Origin of the sequence: Nocardia sp. NBC_01499 (assembly GCF_045040275.1) — a bacterium.
GTDB lineage: Bacteria > Actinomycetota > Actinomycetes > Mycobacteriales > Mycobacteriaceae > Nocardia.
On the sequence record NZ_CP109426.1, the window covers coordinates 3,869,986 to 3,883,139 of the forward strand.

The following is a 13,154-nucleotide window of genomic DNA, read 5'->3' on the forward strand; positions in this document are numbered from 1 at the left end:
GTCAACGCGAACACGGACAGAGCAGACACTCGTTACATTTCTAAACATGCTGGTAATCAACCCTTTTCGAGATGTCGACAACCTCACGACCCACAACCCGCCCCGGTGAGGTTGTCGATGCGGTGAAACCACGGACATCCGGCTGGCTCGCAGATCTGCCGACGGCCATACGTCGATCCGGCATAGGGTTTCGGGTATGACGAGCAACCCGTTCTTCGAGCGCAGCACGCTGCCCTATCAGTTGCCCCCGTTTGCCGAGATCGGCGAGGAGCATTATGTGCCCGCGTTCGAGCGGGGGATGGCGGAGCAGTTGGCTGAGGTGGCGGCTATTACGGCGGGGGACGGGGAGGCGACGTTCGAGGATACGGTCGTGGCGCTCGAGCGTTCGGGGGCGCTGCTTGTTCGGGTGTCCAATGTCTTCTTCAATATCGCCTCCGCGGATTCCAGCGCGGGCACGGATGCGATCGAGGCGCAGATGTCGCCGCGGCTGGCCGCGCACCGGGACGCTATCCATCTCGATCCCGATCTCTTCGCCAGGATCGAATCGCTCTATCGGCGCCGCGCCGAGCTGGATCTCGCGGCCGAGGAACTGCGGCTGGTCGAGCAGTATCACCTGAAGTTCGTCCGGGCCGGGGCCGGACTCGATGTCGCGGGTAAGGCCCGGTTGCGTGAGATCAACGCGGAAATCGCCGCGGCGACAACGGAGTTCGGGCAGAACAACGTGGCGGCCAGAAATGCCGCGACGGTGTTCGTGGATAGCGCGGACGAGCTGGCCGGGCTCAGCCCTGCGGCGGTGACGGCCGCGGCCGAGAGCGCCCGGTCGGCGGGGCGCGAGGGTGCTTGGGCGCTTACCCTGCAGAACGTCTCCAACCAGCCCGTCCTCGCCGAACTGGCCGACCGGGACTCGAGGCGCCGGGTGATGGCGGCCTCGCTACAACGCGGGTTTACCGAGGACAACGACAACGGCCACCTGGCCGTCCGGATCGCCGCCCTGCGCGCCGAGCGCGCCGCATTGCTCGGCTACCCGGACCACGCCACGTACTCGGTGGCCGACCAGACCGCCAAGACCCCCGAGGCGGTCGAGGAGATGCTCGGGCGACTGGTCCCGCCCGCGGTGACCAACGCGGAACGCGAGGCCACCGAGCTGGCGTCGGCGATGCGGGCGGGCGGCACCGACGACGAACTCCGCTCGTGGGACTGGCAGTACTGGTCCCAGCGACTGCGGGCCGAGCGCTTCTCGGTCGACGCCGACGCACTGCGCCCCTACTTCGAGCTCGAGCGGGTACTGCGGGACGGGGTGTTCTTCGCCGCCGAGCAGGTCTACGGGATCACGCTGCGCGAACGCGAGGACTTGGTCGGCTACCACCCGGAGGTCAGGATCTTCGAGGTGTTCGATGCCGACGGCAGCGCACTCGGCCTGTTCCTCGGCGACTTCTTCGCCCGTCCGTCGAAGCACGGTGGTGCCTGGATGAACGAATTGGTCGTCCAATCCCGGCTGCTGGAGACACTGCCGGTGGTGGTGAACAACCTCAATATCGCGAAGCCGGCTGCCGGTGAACCAGCCCTGCTGACCTGGGACAACGTCAGGACACTCTTCCACGAGTTCGGCCACGCGCTGCACGGCCTGTTCTCGGACGTGCGCTATGCGTTCTTCGCCGGAACCGAGGTGCCACGCGACTTCGTCGAGTTCCCGTCACAGGTGAACGAGATGTGGATGGCCTGGCCGGAGGTGCTGGCGAACTACGCGAGGCACATCGAAACCGGCGAGCGGATGCCCGCCGAGCTGGTCGAGCGCATGACGGCGGCCCAGCAGTTCGGCGAGGGCTTCCGGACCGTCGAGGCCCTCGGCGCTGGACTGCTGGATTGGGCATGGCATCGCGTGCCCGGACCCGAAGCGCTGGCCGGTGTGGACGCCGCGGCGTTCGAGGAGGAGGCGCTGCGGAAGGCGGGCGTCGCGATCGAGGCGATCCCACCGCGATACCGGACGGGCTACTTCGCACACATCTTCGCGGGCGGATACGACGCCGGGTACTACTCCTACATCTGGAGCGAGGTGCTCGACGCGGACACAGTGGACTGGTTCAACGACGGCGCCGCGTCGGTCCGTGAGAAGGGCACGGCGTTCCGGCGCGAACTGCTCTCGCGGGGCGGCTCGGTGGACCCGCTTGCGGCATTCGCGGCATTCCGCGGCCGCGCGCCCGAGATCGAGCCGCTGTTGACCCGCCGCGGACTCACCGTTTGATGCTCGACCAGGTCCGGCAGTGGCGCGACGGTGGGCGGCAGGTGCGGACGCGGGCGGGCTCGGTGTTCGTTCGGTCCGCGCCGGGCGACGGGCCGACCGTCGTGCTGCTGCACGGATATCCGTCCAGCTCATACGACTTCCGCGAGGTCGTCGACCGGCTCGGCGGCCGGGCCTGGCTCGCCATCGATTTCCTCGGCTTCGGCCTGTCGGAGAAGCCGCGACCGCATCGCTACAGCCTGTTCGAGCAGGCCGACATCGTCGAGGAGGTGCTCGCGGCCGACTCGACGGGCCCGATCGTGCTGCTCGCGCACGACATGGGCACCTCCGTCGCCACCGAGCTGATCGCCCGTGACCTCGACGGCTCGCTGACCTTCCCCCTCGAACGCGCGGCGCTGAGCAATGGCAGCGTGATCCTGGAGAAGGCGACGCTGCGGCCGATTCAAAAGATCCTGCGCGGCCCGCTCGGACCGGTGGCGGCGCGCCTGGCGAATCGCGTGGTCTTCACTCGCGAATTCGCCCAACTGTTTTCGGCCGCGCACCCGCTGACGGCGAGCGAGGCCGAGGCACAGTGGGCGCTGCTCGCGCACGCGCGCGGCCATCGGATCGCGCATCTACTCACCGCCTACCTCGACGAGCGGGTGACCTACGCCGATCGCTGGCATGGCGCGGTCCGCGACTGGGACAAACCGCTCGGCTTCCTGTGGGGCACTGCGGATCCGGTGGCGACCGTCGCGGTGCTCGACGGACTGCGTGCCCTCCGCCCGGCGGCCACCGTGATCGAACTCACCGGGCTGGGCCACTATCCACAGCTCGAAGACCCCGAAGCCTTTGCCGCAGGCGCGCGATTGCTACTTGCTATCGCTAGTGCCTAGACGAATTCAGTTGTGGCGTAGCCTGTTTGGAAACGATCAACCCGGGAATGTCGCGGATACCCACACCAGACGGTACAGGGAGATCGATCCAGAGGAGTCATGCTCGTGTCACGAACCGCACTCGTCTTCGCCGCCGCTACCGCCACCGCGCTACTCGGCACCGCCTCCGCCGCAGCGCAAACGGACAGCGCCGCACCGACTGTCGGCGGTGGCTCCGGCATCGTTGTCGACTCACGTGTCGGGTGCACCCTGACGACCATCGGCCGAGACAGTGCTCATCGACTGGTCGGTTTGACCGCAGGACACTGTGGTGAGCCGGGCGCGACCATCGTCGCCGAAGGCGATCCCAACGGTGCGGCCGTTGGGCGAATCGTCTACTCCGACCACACCTTGGACTACGCGGTCATCGAATTCGATTCGGCGCGAGTGACTCCGGTGAACCGGGTCGGCGGCACCACCATCACCGGCCTCGGCGGGCCCGCTCAGTTCCCGTCGGTCGTGTGCAAGCGGGGCAGCACCAGCGGGACGAGTTGCGGCGTGGTGTGGGGTGATGTCCGCTCGACCGCCACCGAGACCTGGACCCAAATGTGTGTGATGAAAGGTGATTCCGGCGCGCCGGTGGTGATCGGCACCACATTGGTCGGGATGGTGAACGCCTATCTCGGGCTCGGCTGCTTCGGACCGGAGGTCGGCACCAATATCAGCTCCATCATGAATGACCTGAACGCGCGCGGCGATATCGGCGCCGGGTACCAACCACTGTGAGCTATGGCAGGAACCGCGCCACCTGCGGGACCGCCTCGGCTACGTGATGCGCGTAGATCCCCGCACCGATGCCGACGAAGTACCAACACTGTGGCGTGCGAACCAGTTTGCCCATCGCCAGCCCCGTGTGCGGACCACCGCTCAGCACGTAGCGGGTGATCTCGGTGCCGGTGGTGGTGTCGAGGAGGCGGTAGTACGCGTTCTCGATCTGCGCGAAACTCTGTTCCGAGTAGGAGGTTACGAGGAAGATCACCGATGTCACCTCCGGTGTCATCCTGGTCAGATCGACGGTGATCACCTCGTTGTCGCCGACACCGTCACCCGTCGGACTGTCGCCACTGTGCGAGACCGATCCGTCTCGTGAGACCAGCTGCTCGTGATAGACCGCGTCAACCAGGACTTCGCCCGCGAAAAGCAAAGCCGCAGAATTCAAGTCGATTCTGCTGCCCGGGGTGATGGTGCCGTCGGCGTCGACCCACAGGCCTTGATCCGATGGATCCCACCCGAGGGAGACCGCGACATGGTCCGGCCAGCTGCCATCGGGATTCTGCAGCGGAAAGGACAACCGTGTCCCCTTTCTCAGGGGCGACCACGGTATCCAGCTACCGCAACGCCTAAATCTCTCGAAACTTGTACGGGCACAGCCTCAGTCGCTCCCGCCGCGCCTGCTCGCCGTTGAGTGGCTCGTCACCGTTGACGATACCGGGGGCATCTTTTCCGACCGCTACCGCTTCCGGACTCGGCCGCACACACCCCGGCCGAGTCCGAAAACGGCCCGTTACCGACCGCATACCCCGCAAATATCGAATCCAATCGCGAACATTCGATTCAGTCCGCGAATCACACTAGGCGCACTCCGGCATAAGGCAGCGCGGCTAGTTCTGGTCGCGAGATGGGACGGCACCCCGCGTCGCCCGACATTGCCGCCAGGGCCCTTCGGTATGGCCGGACACCACCGCACCCTCGAGCACCATCGTGTCGTCGCCGTCCCCCGCATCGATCGCCGATCCGGCTACACCACCGCTGTTCCGTATTCGGACCTGAGCGTCATCCGGATCGGCCGCCGCGCACTCAGTGCACGGCGATATCGCGGTCCTGCGGGTGGCGGCCGCGTGCCTACGACAGCGTCGCGCGCTAGTCCACCGGATCTGTCTCGTAGACGGGGATGCCCCTGGCGTCCAGCATTTGGATGATGCCGACGAACTGATCGCGATCCCCGACAGCCTCGGGAACGTACTCGTTGATCTCGGCGTGGGTGATGTACTTCTGCTCGTGACCGAGGGTGATCAGTTCCTTGATTCCAGCATGGGGCATACGGTGATCTCCAGGTCTCGGGTAGCCGTACTGCTGTCGGCCCAGGGACGCCAACGCTATCAGCGCCGCGCAGGTGATCGCTGAAATATCGGTGGAATCTCAAGGTTTCGGTGGCGGTGGTTCCAGCCGGTAGGACGGTCAGTAGTCGGCGAGATAGCCCGCTATGTGTGTCAACCGGCTCCGCTGGGTGCGCGTCAGGTATTTGTAGCCGGGAATCGTGCGGCGGCAAACCGCTGTACCGCAATGACATTCGGGCACCGCGATACTGTGATATTCGGAGGTCGCGTAGTCCCAGGTGAGTTCCTCGCGATCCGCTATGGCGCGCAGGGCAATGAAATCGAATGCGCCGAACTCGTTGTCGCGGATGCCGAGATTCGGGTCGCACGAGTGGTTCACCAGGCGTGCGGGTTCGTCGAATTCGCAGTGGGTATTGATCGAGGTCTGGAACGAGTGGGTGGTGCGCTCAGCGGCCAGTGCGGTGACTCGCGCACTGATCACCAGATCGCCGACCTGCCAGCTGCGCCGGGCGAACACACCTCGCCCTTTGCTGGATGTCGTGCACACGAGCAGCGGTTCTACCTCTGTCACGATTCACCGGCCAACGTCTCGAAGGAGCTACATCCAGCGGCCATGAATCTACCTCGACTGATCACCACTGGTGACCCAACCCTGTTGCGCCGCAGCGCATTGTCGCAGACCGACCGGCAGGTCGACCGGTCGGCTGGATAGGGTCGTGCGGGTATTCCGGCGTTGGTCGCGGCACTCGCCGGGCCGACCGGGAATCTCGACCGGCACCGACCTACCGGAGCCGCACAGGAAGGTACCGCAATGCCGAAACTGGTACTGGCCAACCCGCACAGCCGCGCGATGACGGCCCGGCTCGACGACCTGCCCGCGAAGACGCGGCGGGGCTGCGATATCGAAGCGGCTCGGATGCTGTGGAGCTTGGCCGCCGACGACATCGCGGTCATCCCGGGCCCGGTCGACAAAGCTTTTCTGGATTACCTCACCGACGTGCTCGGCATGCCGGGCTCGGTCCCGACGGTACTGAGCATGCAGGACTACGGCGGCACCAACTGGTATCCGCACGACAACGCCGAACTGGTCGCCGAGATCGGTAATCGCATCGCCGCCAGCGGTTTCGACCTGCGCGAGTGGACCGTCTCGTGCTACATCCGCGACCGCGATATCGCCCACTGGGAACGGCTGCTCGGCCTCGACACCGATGCCGCGCCGTACGCGCAGGATCTGGCCGCGCTGATCAACAGCAAAGCCGTCTTCCGCGCCCTCGCCGCAGCCGCGGGCACGCCGATACCCGAGGGCTATGTGGTCGACGCGGGAACGGAACTGGTCGACACCGTCGTCGAACTCATCCACCGGACCGGCTCGGTCATCGTCAAACAGGACCTGAACTCCGGCGGCTACGGCAACACACTGATCACCATCGACACCGATGTCATCGGGTTCGGCGCCGCGCAGGTGGTCCGGCTCGCCGCGGACAGCGACCTGACCAGCGCATTGCCGCGCGCGCTGCACCGGAACGACCTCGTCCTCGGCGACACTCTCGACCTACCTCGCGGCATGGCGCCCGCGAAGTTCATCGTCGAGGTCTATCAGCCCGATTCCCGCAGTCTGTCCAGCGAGCTGCACATCCCCCGATTCGGCGCGCCGGTACTACGCAACTACGGCGAAATGCGGATGGAACCGATGTGGAGCGGTTTCGTCCTCCCCCCACAGGATCTACCGGCGACCCTGCACGCGCAATTCTGCGCCGACAGCCAGCAGATCGCGCGCAGCGCGCAGCGCCTCGGCTACCACGGCCTGATCAACATCGATGCCATCGTCAGCACCGATTACCATCTCACCTACACCGAATTCAACGGCAGGGCAGGCGGAGTCACCAATATCGACACCATCGCCCGCCGCCTGCTCGGCGCGGACTACCTGCACAACCATGTCCTGCTGACCCGCAACGGATTACGGGTCCCCAGAGTCGCCCAGCTCGTCGAACACCTTGCGCGCGTTGGCATTCGCTTCGATGCGGCGCGAGGCCGCGGCATCGTCGTCGGCACCGACGACCCGGTGACCGGCGCGATCGAGTATGTGGCCATCGGCCGTGACTATGCCGAGGCTGTTCACCTTGAACAGCAGTTGGCGAATCTCGCCACCGAACTCGCCACACCCGCTAACTAGCGCGGACACGGCACGCGAATACCCGTTCTGGTCAGCTGATACGGGCCCTCGGTTCGGTAAGATTTCCGCTGATCTCCGCCGTGAATTTCTGAGAGCCATCGTTGTTTGACTCGAGGGGAGTATCAGTGCGCCGGGTCGGTGTATTGCTGGTCGTTATCGGGGTCGGCGTGTGCTGGCCATCGGCCGGGGCGGAGCCGATGAGCCAGGCCGCCATTCCAGCCCGCCAATCGCTGTATCCCGAGAGCAGTTTCTATCCGAGGCTGATCCGGCTGCAGCACAGTGGCGCGGCCAACGGCACCATCGTGGCGAGTGTCAATACGCTGCGGCAGACCGGCGCGATCATGGCGAGTACCGATGGCGGCAAGACCTTTCAGCAGCGCGGCACGATTACCGACGCCGTCTCCAAGAAGAGTGGCCAGCTGTGTTGTTCGGCGCTGTTCGAACTGCCGACCGCGGTCGGCGATATGCCCGCAGGCACCCTGCTGTGGGCCGACACGGTGTTTTCCGACGTGCTCGACGTGGTGCTACGACATGTCGAACAACGGCTCTGGGCCAGCCGAGATCAGGGCGCGCACTGGGAATTCGTGGCCAGTATCGCGACGTCGAACAGTCTGTTCAGCTTCACGGACTGGGGGCCGCTGCTACCGAGCGCGTGGGAACCGAGCCTGTCGATTTCGGCGGACGGACAACTCGTCGCCTACTACTCCGACGAGACCGACAGCAACAACCACAGTCAGAAATTGGTGCAGATCCGCTCCCCCGACGGCGTGCACTGGGTGAACCAGACGGACATGGTGGTCAGCGATGTCAAATACGTCCGGCCCGGCATGGCCAACGCCGTCCGATTGCCGGATGGTTCGTACTTCCTGAGCTACGAGATCTGCAACACCGACAAGGTGCATCAGTGTCTGACCTATTTCCGTAAGTCAACGGACGGTTGGAATTACGGTGATCCGCGATTTCTCGGCACGATGGTGCGCACCGGCACCGACGGCGGCTATACCCAGCACGCGCCCTACCCGGCCTGGAGTCCCGGGCCGGGACCGAACGGCACCATCCTGCTGTCCGGTCAGCTGGTGTCGAGCGTGGACGGCACGGTGACGCCGAATACCGGCAGGACGATATTGGCCAACGATGCTATGGGTGAAGGGAGTTGGTATGAAATGCCCGCGCCGCTGGTCATCGACGGCATCACCGACGCGCCGTGCAAGAACTACAGCTCGGCACTCCTGCCAGCACCGGACGGCAAATCCGTCCTCGAAGCCGCGACCGACCTCGACAGCGATGGCGTTTGCCGCGCGTATTACGCGTCCGGCCCGCTGACGCCGCCGGCCCCCTCGGGCAAGTAGCGACCTATTTGGCGATGGTGAAGCTGGTGCCGTTGTTGACGATCGGTCCTGGATGCAGCTCACCGTTCGTGGCGCCGATCGAGTAGCTCACCGGTTTGAATGCCGACAGCGGCTTTCCGTCGACCTTCACATTGGTGAAGACGATCGGGCTGAATCCGGGGAGGGCACTGTTGAGTTGGCCTTCGACGATGATTTCCGCGGTCTGCGCCGGCTCGTCGGAACGCGCGACCGTGGTCCGCGTCCACTTCTGCGTCACGTTCGCCACCGTCATGGTGTAGGCATGACCGTCGAAGTCGACCGAGGCCTGCATTTTGTCTCCAGGGGCCGACGTCACGTCCGGGTAGATCACCGGGTTCGCCGGGTACGCCTCCCACAGCGCCATTCGATACGTCTCCTGCGCGCATGCCGCTGCGCCGGGCGCCGAACCGGTGCCGAGAGTGTCGCAGGCACCGTTCGCGGCCTGGCTCATCTGGTGGTTCACCCCTTCCGCGGCCCTGATCGCATTGCGGAACCACGCGGGATTGTTGGCCACCGTCGCGCTCGCCAAATTCACGATCGCCAGTCCTGGCAGCGACGCGAGCGCGCCGGCCGCGCTCACGCAAATTGCCTCGGAACCGGTCTGCATCAATGGCAATGCCTGCTTGCCATTGACCAGCGTCCCGTTCAGCCCGACCCATGGCACAACGCGCTGAATCACGCCCGTATCGGAGCAGGCGACTTCGGGTTCGACCCATTCGGCGGAAATGCTTTTGAAGTTACCCGTGACGACATAACCGGCCCAGTTCGTGCCGCGAATACGGGGCGGCGTCGGCTCCGATTTCGCGCTCGGCGGTGCCTGCGGTGCCGCGTTCGGCTCGGGCTCCGGCCCTGCCTGCCCGGTCGCCAACGGCGGCGAGACCAGCACTGCCACGATCGCCCCCACCACCGACGCGGCGAGACGGTTTCGAATTCGCGTCCGACCCGGGGTAGTCATCATGAACAGGGACAATAGCTGAAAAGCATCACTGCCGTGCGGTGCCGCGCGGCAGTGTTTTCGCAGGTAGTGGGCGGTTTCGACGGACGCCGAAAGTAGCTGACCTGCGCCGGTTGAAGATCTCAGAGCCCGGCGTGTCGCGCCGCGCCGGAATCCCGTACCCATTTTTCGCGCCGCGACACGCCGAACTCACACTTTTTCGTGACGGGCAGGCATCGGCGGGCCATCGCGGTTCACCGCCGCGCGAAATTCGGCTCGACAGCAATCCATTCATTTCGCTGACACTCCGGAGCGGCTGCACGCTAACACCCGTTACTAGTGATTTGCTGAATTAGCACTACCGGCTTTGAGATTCAACCATGGATACGAAAGGACCGAATCGACGATGCGGTACTTCATTCCTACCCTCGCAGCAGCCGTCTGTGCCCTTTTCTTCTTTGCCGCTCCGGCAAACGCCGTCGCTACCGACTGCGCGGCGCCCGACGCGCCACCGATTTGCGCGACGCCGTCGAGCACGTGGAAAACCCAGCCCGCCGGTTCCGTCCTTTCGATGCCCCGTGCCGCCGTCAAGGCATTGGCGATGACTATCGTGCCGCCCTTCTATTTCTGGGCGTTCGACAACATCATCACCCGGGAAAGTGGTTGGAATGTCTTCGCCGTCAATCCGGAAAGCGGCGCCTACGGCCTCGGCCAAGCGCTGCCGCCGGAGAAGATGGGCACCCACGGCGCCGACTGGCCGTTCAACCCGGTGACGCAGATCCGCTGGACCTACGACTACATGAACAAGCGCTACGGCAGTCCCATCGGCGCCTGGGACTTCTGGCAGGTGCATCACTGGTACTGATCGCGCGGGCGTTCAGTCACGTAAAGCCTTCTCGCGCAACGAGTCCAGCGTCTTGGACAGGATGCGCGAGACATGCATCTGGGAGATGCCGAGGTGCGCGGCGATCTGGGTTTGCCGCTTGGCCTCGAAGAACCGCATGAACAGCACCTCGCGCTCGCGGTCAGGCAGCGCGGCGATCAGCGGCTTCACCGCGAGGATGTCCTCGATGGTCCGATAGTCCGGCACCTCGATACCGAGCGCGTCCAGCAGCGACGCGCCCGCGCCCTCGTTCTCCGACGGGGCGTCGATCGACGAGGTCTGATAACCGTTGTGGGCGATCATCGCCTGGGTGACGTCGACGATGTCGACCTCGAGTTCCGCGGCGATCTCCCCCGCTCGCGGCATCCGGCCGAGTCGCTGGAACAGCACGTCGATCGCGGGTCCGATGGACAACTGGATGTCCTTGAGCCGACGCGGCACGCGCACCGCCCAGGTGTAATCGCGGAAATGGCGGCGGACCTCGCCCATGATGGTCGGCACCGCGAAGGCCACGAAGGACGCGCCGTAGTCGGGGTCGTAGCGGTCGACCGCGGCCACCATGCCGACCCTGGCGGTCTGCAATAGGTCATCGAAGTTCTCGCCGCGACCGGCGTACTTGCGGGCGATGTGCTCGGCGAGTGGCAGACATCGGGTGATCAGGTCTTCTCGCAGGACTATCCGGTGCGGGTCGGTCGCGGCGAGCGTGGCGAGTTGGGCGAACAGCGGCTCCAGCTGGGTGTAGTCATCGGTGCCGCGGTGGGTTCGTCGCACTCGCGTGCGGGTCAGTGTCGACGTATCGGTCATCAGTGCTGCCTCGGATCCAGCTGAAGTCGACGATGGGCGCCGGACCCGGACAACCACGATGCCGAACGGGCCTAGGCCGTTGCCCGGCCGGAACCAGCGCTCGAATCGGCCGTTCTTTGAGTACACGCCGTCCAGAGCGCCGTGTCAACAGTGTAGGTCTACAGCATCTACGCCTAGCTCGACTCGGCAATCGCGGGAGTCGCCCTGCGCCGAGCGATCATTCGCAGCCCATGGCGCGGACGCAACGTCAGCGTGGCCTCGGGCGCGACCGGATGACCTGGTACCAGATCGAAGACGAACCGCTGACTCATCATCGCCGTGATCAGCACCGACTCCATCACCGCGAAACTCGACCCGATGCAGATGCGCTTGCCGCCGCCGAACGGCAGATACGCCGAACGCGCGCGGTCCCGGCCCGCACCGGGCAGGAAGCGCGCGGGATCGAACTCCTCGGGATCGGTCCACCAGCGCGCGTCATGGTGAATGTGGTGCGTCGGGATGACCACGGTGGTGCCCTTGCGAATATGGTGGCCGTCGATCACGTCGTCTTCGATCGCCACCCGCGGAATCGCCCACGCGGGTGAGAAATACCGCATCGCCTCCTGGAAACACGCTGCGGTCCAAGGCAATCGGGGCAGATCGGCCGCCGTCGGCCTGCGCCCGCCGAGCACGGTGTCGACTTCGTCGAGCAAACGCGTTCGCGCGTCAGGGTTCAGCGCGAGCAGGTACCACATCCAGGACAGGGCGTTCGCCGTGGTCTCGTGTCCGGCCAGCATGAAGGTGAGGGCCTCGTTGCGGACCCGCCGCACCGGCAGACCGCCGTCCTCGTCGGACGCGTTGAGCAGATGGTTGAGCAGGTCCGGGCTGTCGGTCGGGTGTGCCCGTCGCTCGTTGACGACACCCCAGACCTCCTTGTCGAGGATCTGCGCCACCCGCTGAATCCGGCGAAACGGCGGCGGCAGCGGAATCGGCGTCAGCGCCACCGCGGCGGCGGCCCGCCAGAGCTGCTTCGGCGGCGCGGCGACGATGAACAGGCGTTCCAGCCGTTCGGCGAAGCGAAGTCCGTCGGTGACCAGGTGCGACATGCCCACCGCGATCCGTCCGAACTGCTGGCCGAACAACGCGTTGCCGACGACATTGAGGGTGAGTTCGACCATCTCGCCGACCATGTCGACCTCGACCCGCCCGTGCTGTGCGTCGATCCTGGCGACGCTGGCCGCGATCGGCTCGATCATCAGATCGATCAGCCCGTGCAGGTGCCGCTTCGCGAACATCGGCGTGAGCATCGCCCGATGGCGTTGCCATGACTCGTCCTCGTCGGTGAACAGGCTGACCCCGAGCAGCGCGCGCAGCAGCTCATACTCGAAGGACTTGTGGTACTTCAGCCGACCGGCGTGCAGCACGTGATCGACGTAGTCGGGATTGGTGAATGCGACGAAACGCCTTGTCCCAGCGCGGAATCGGAGGATGTCGTGGCCCTTCGTCCGGCCGATCATCCCGCCTTCGTAGTCCAGGCCGATGGTCAGGGCCTCGATGGTGGCGACCAGGGTGCTGGTGTGCCCGGCGGGTTTCGGCCGCGGATCGGCGGGCGCGGCGTCGTGGTCGTACATGGTGGTAGCCATCGAGTCTCCTGTTCGAGCAGACGACGGATCCGCGATGACCCGTGTCAGGAGAGCGAACCGAGGTTCCGCCCCACTTTGGTGTCACATGACACCAGTGTCCGCACCTGCCACCAGTTTGTGGTCGACCGCCCTGGTTGTCAATAAGGAAACGTGGCCAG

12 protein-coding genes are annotated in these 13,154 nt (G+C 65.4%); 6 read left to right on the top strand and 6 right to left on the bottom strand.

Annotation, left to right across the window (positions count from 1 at the left end; all coding sequences use genetic code 11):
- Nucleotides 1-196 precede the first annotated feature (196 nt).
- The 3 genes from OG203_RS17800 (at nt 197) to OG203_RS17810 (ending at nt 3,879) form a co-directional block, all read left to right on the top strand.
- Nucleotides 197-2,242, top strand: coding sequence for a M3 family metallopeptidase (locus tag OG203_RS17800; RefSeq protein ID WP_405166773.1), 2,046 nt, complete (start codon nt 197-199; stop codon nt 2,240-2,242).
- Nucleotides 2,242-3,114 carry an alpha/beta fold hydrolase gene (locus OG203_RS17805; protein ID WP_405166774.1) on the top strand — a complete coding sequence of 291 codons (873 nt, stop codon included), beginning with the start codon at nt 2,242-2,244 and terminating at the stop codon, nt 3,112-3,114. The genes OG203_RS17800 and OG203_RS17805 overlap by 1 nt, the downstream gene beginning before the upstream one ends.
- Before the next feature lie 99 nt (nt 3,115-3,213).
- Nucleotides 3,214-3,879: a serine protease gene (locus tag OG203_RS17810; protein WP_405166775.1), complete on the top strand. Its 666-nt coding sequence runs from the start codon at nt 3,214-3,216 to the stop codon at nt 3,877-3,879.
- Nucleotide 3,880: 1 nt separating this feature from the next.
- Here the strand turns inward: OG203_RS17810 and OG203_RS17815 are convergent, their stop codons facing one another.
- From OG203_RS17815 to OG203_RS17825, 3 genes are all read right to left on the bottom strand, one after another.
- Nucleotides 3,881-4,477 carry a TerD family protein gene (locus OG203_RS17815; RefSeq protein WP_405167900.1) on the bottom strand — a complete coding sequence of 199 codons (597 nt, stop codon included), beginning with the start codon at nt 4,475-4,477 and terminating at the stop codon, nt 3,881-3,883.
- A 536-nt stretch (nt 4,478-5,013) separates the two neighbouring features.
- Nucleotides 5,014-5,193 (bottom strand): RNA polymerase sigma factor region1.1 domain-containing protein, encoded by a 180-nt coding sequence (locus tag OG203_RS17820; protein ID WP_150403419.1) that lies wholly within the window; start codon nt 5,191-5,193, stop codon nt 5,014-5,016.
- A 138-nt stretch (nt 5,194-5,331) separates the two neighbouring features.
- Nucleotides 5,332-5,781: an SET domain-containing protein-lysine N-methyltransferase gene (locus tag OG203_RS17825; RefSeq protein ID WP_405166776.1), complete on the bottom strand. Its 450-nt coding sequence runs from the start codon at nt 5,779-5,781 to the stop codon at nt 5,332-5,334.
- A gap of 240 nt (nt 5,782-6,021) precedes the next feature.
- On the opposite strand from OG203_RS17825, the gene OG203_RS17830 reads away from it, so the two are divergent.
- On the top strand, nt 6,022-7,386 hold the full coding sequence (locus tag OG203_RS17830) for a peptide ligase PGM1-related protein (RefSeq protein WP_405166777.1): 1,365 nt from the start codon (nt 6,022-6,024) through the stop codon (nt 7,384-7,386).
- A gap of 125 nt (nt 7,387-7,511) precedes the next feature.
- Nucleotides 7,512-8,735, top strand: a complete 1,224-nt coding sequence (locus OG203_RS17835) for an exo-alpha-sialidase (protein ID WP_405166778.1) — start codon at nt 7,512-7,514, stop codon at nt 8,733-8,735.
- A gap of 4 nt (nt 8,736-8,739) precedes the next feature.
- Here OG203_RS17835 and OG203_RS17840 read toward each other — a convergent pair whose 3' ends face one another.
- Nucleotides 8,740-9,711: a G1 family glutamic endopeptidase gene (locus tag OG203_RS17840; RefSeq protein WP_405166779.1), complete on the bottom strand. Its 972-nt coding sequence runs from the start codon at nt 9,709-9,711 to the stop codon at nt 8,740-8,742.
- Between the two features lie 547 nt (nt 9,712-10,258).
- Here OG203_RS17840 and OG203_RS17845 point away from each other — a divergent pair.
- Nucleotides 10,259-10,552: a transglycosylase SLT domain-containing protein gene (locus OG203_RS17845; protein ID WP_405166780.1), complete on the top strand. Its 294-nt coding sequence runs from the start codon at nt 10,259-10,261 to the stop codon at nt 10,550-10,552.
- Between the two features lie 12 nt (nt 10,553-10,564).
- On the opposite strand, the gene OG203_RS17850 is transcribed toward OG203_RS17845, so the two are convergent.
- Nucleotides 10,565-11,374: an RNA polymerase sigma factor SigF gene (locus OG203_RS17850; RefSeq protein ID WP_405166781.1), complete on the bottom strand. Its 810-nt coding sequence runs from the start codon at nt 11,372-11,374 to the stop codon at nt 10,565-10,567.
- A 173-nt stretch (nt 11,375-11,547) separates the two neighbouring features.
- Complete coding sequence (locus OG203_RS17855) at nt 11,548-12,996, bottom strand: cytochrome P450 (protein WP_405166782.1); 1,449 nt, start codon at nt 12,994-12,996, stop codon at nt 11,548-11,550.
- Between the last annotated feature and the right edge of the window lie 158 nt (nt 12,997-13,154).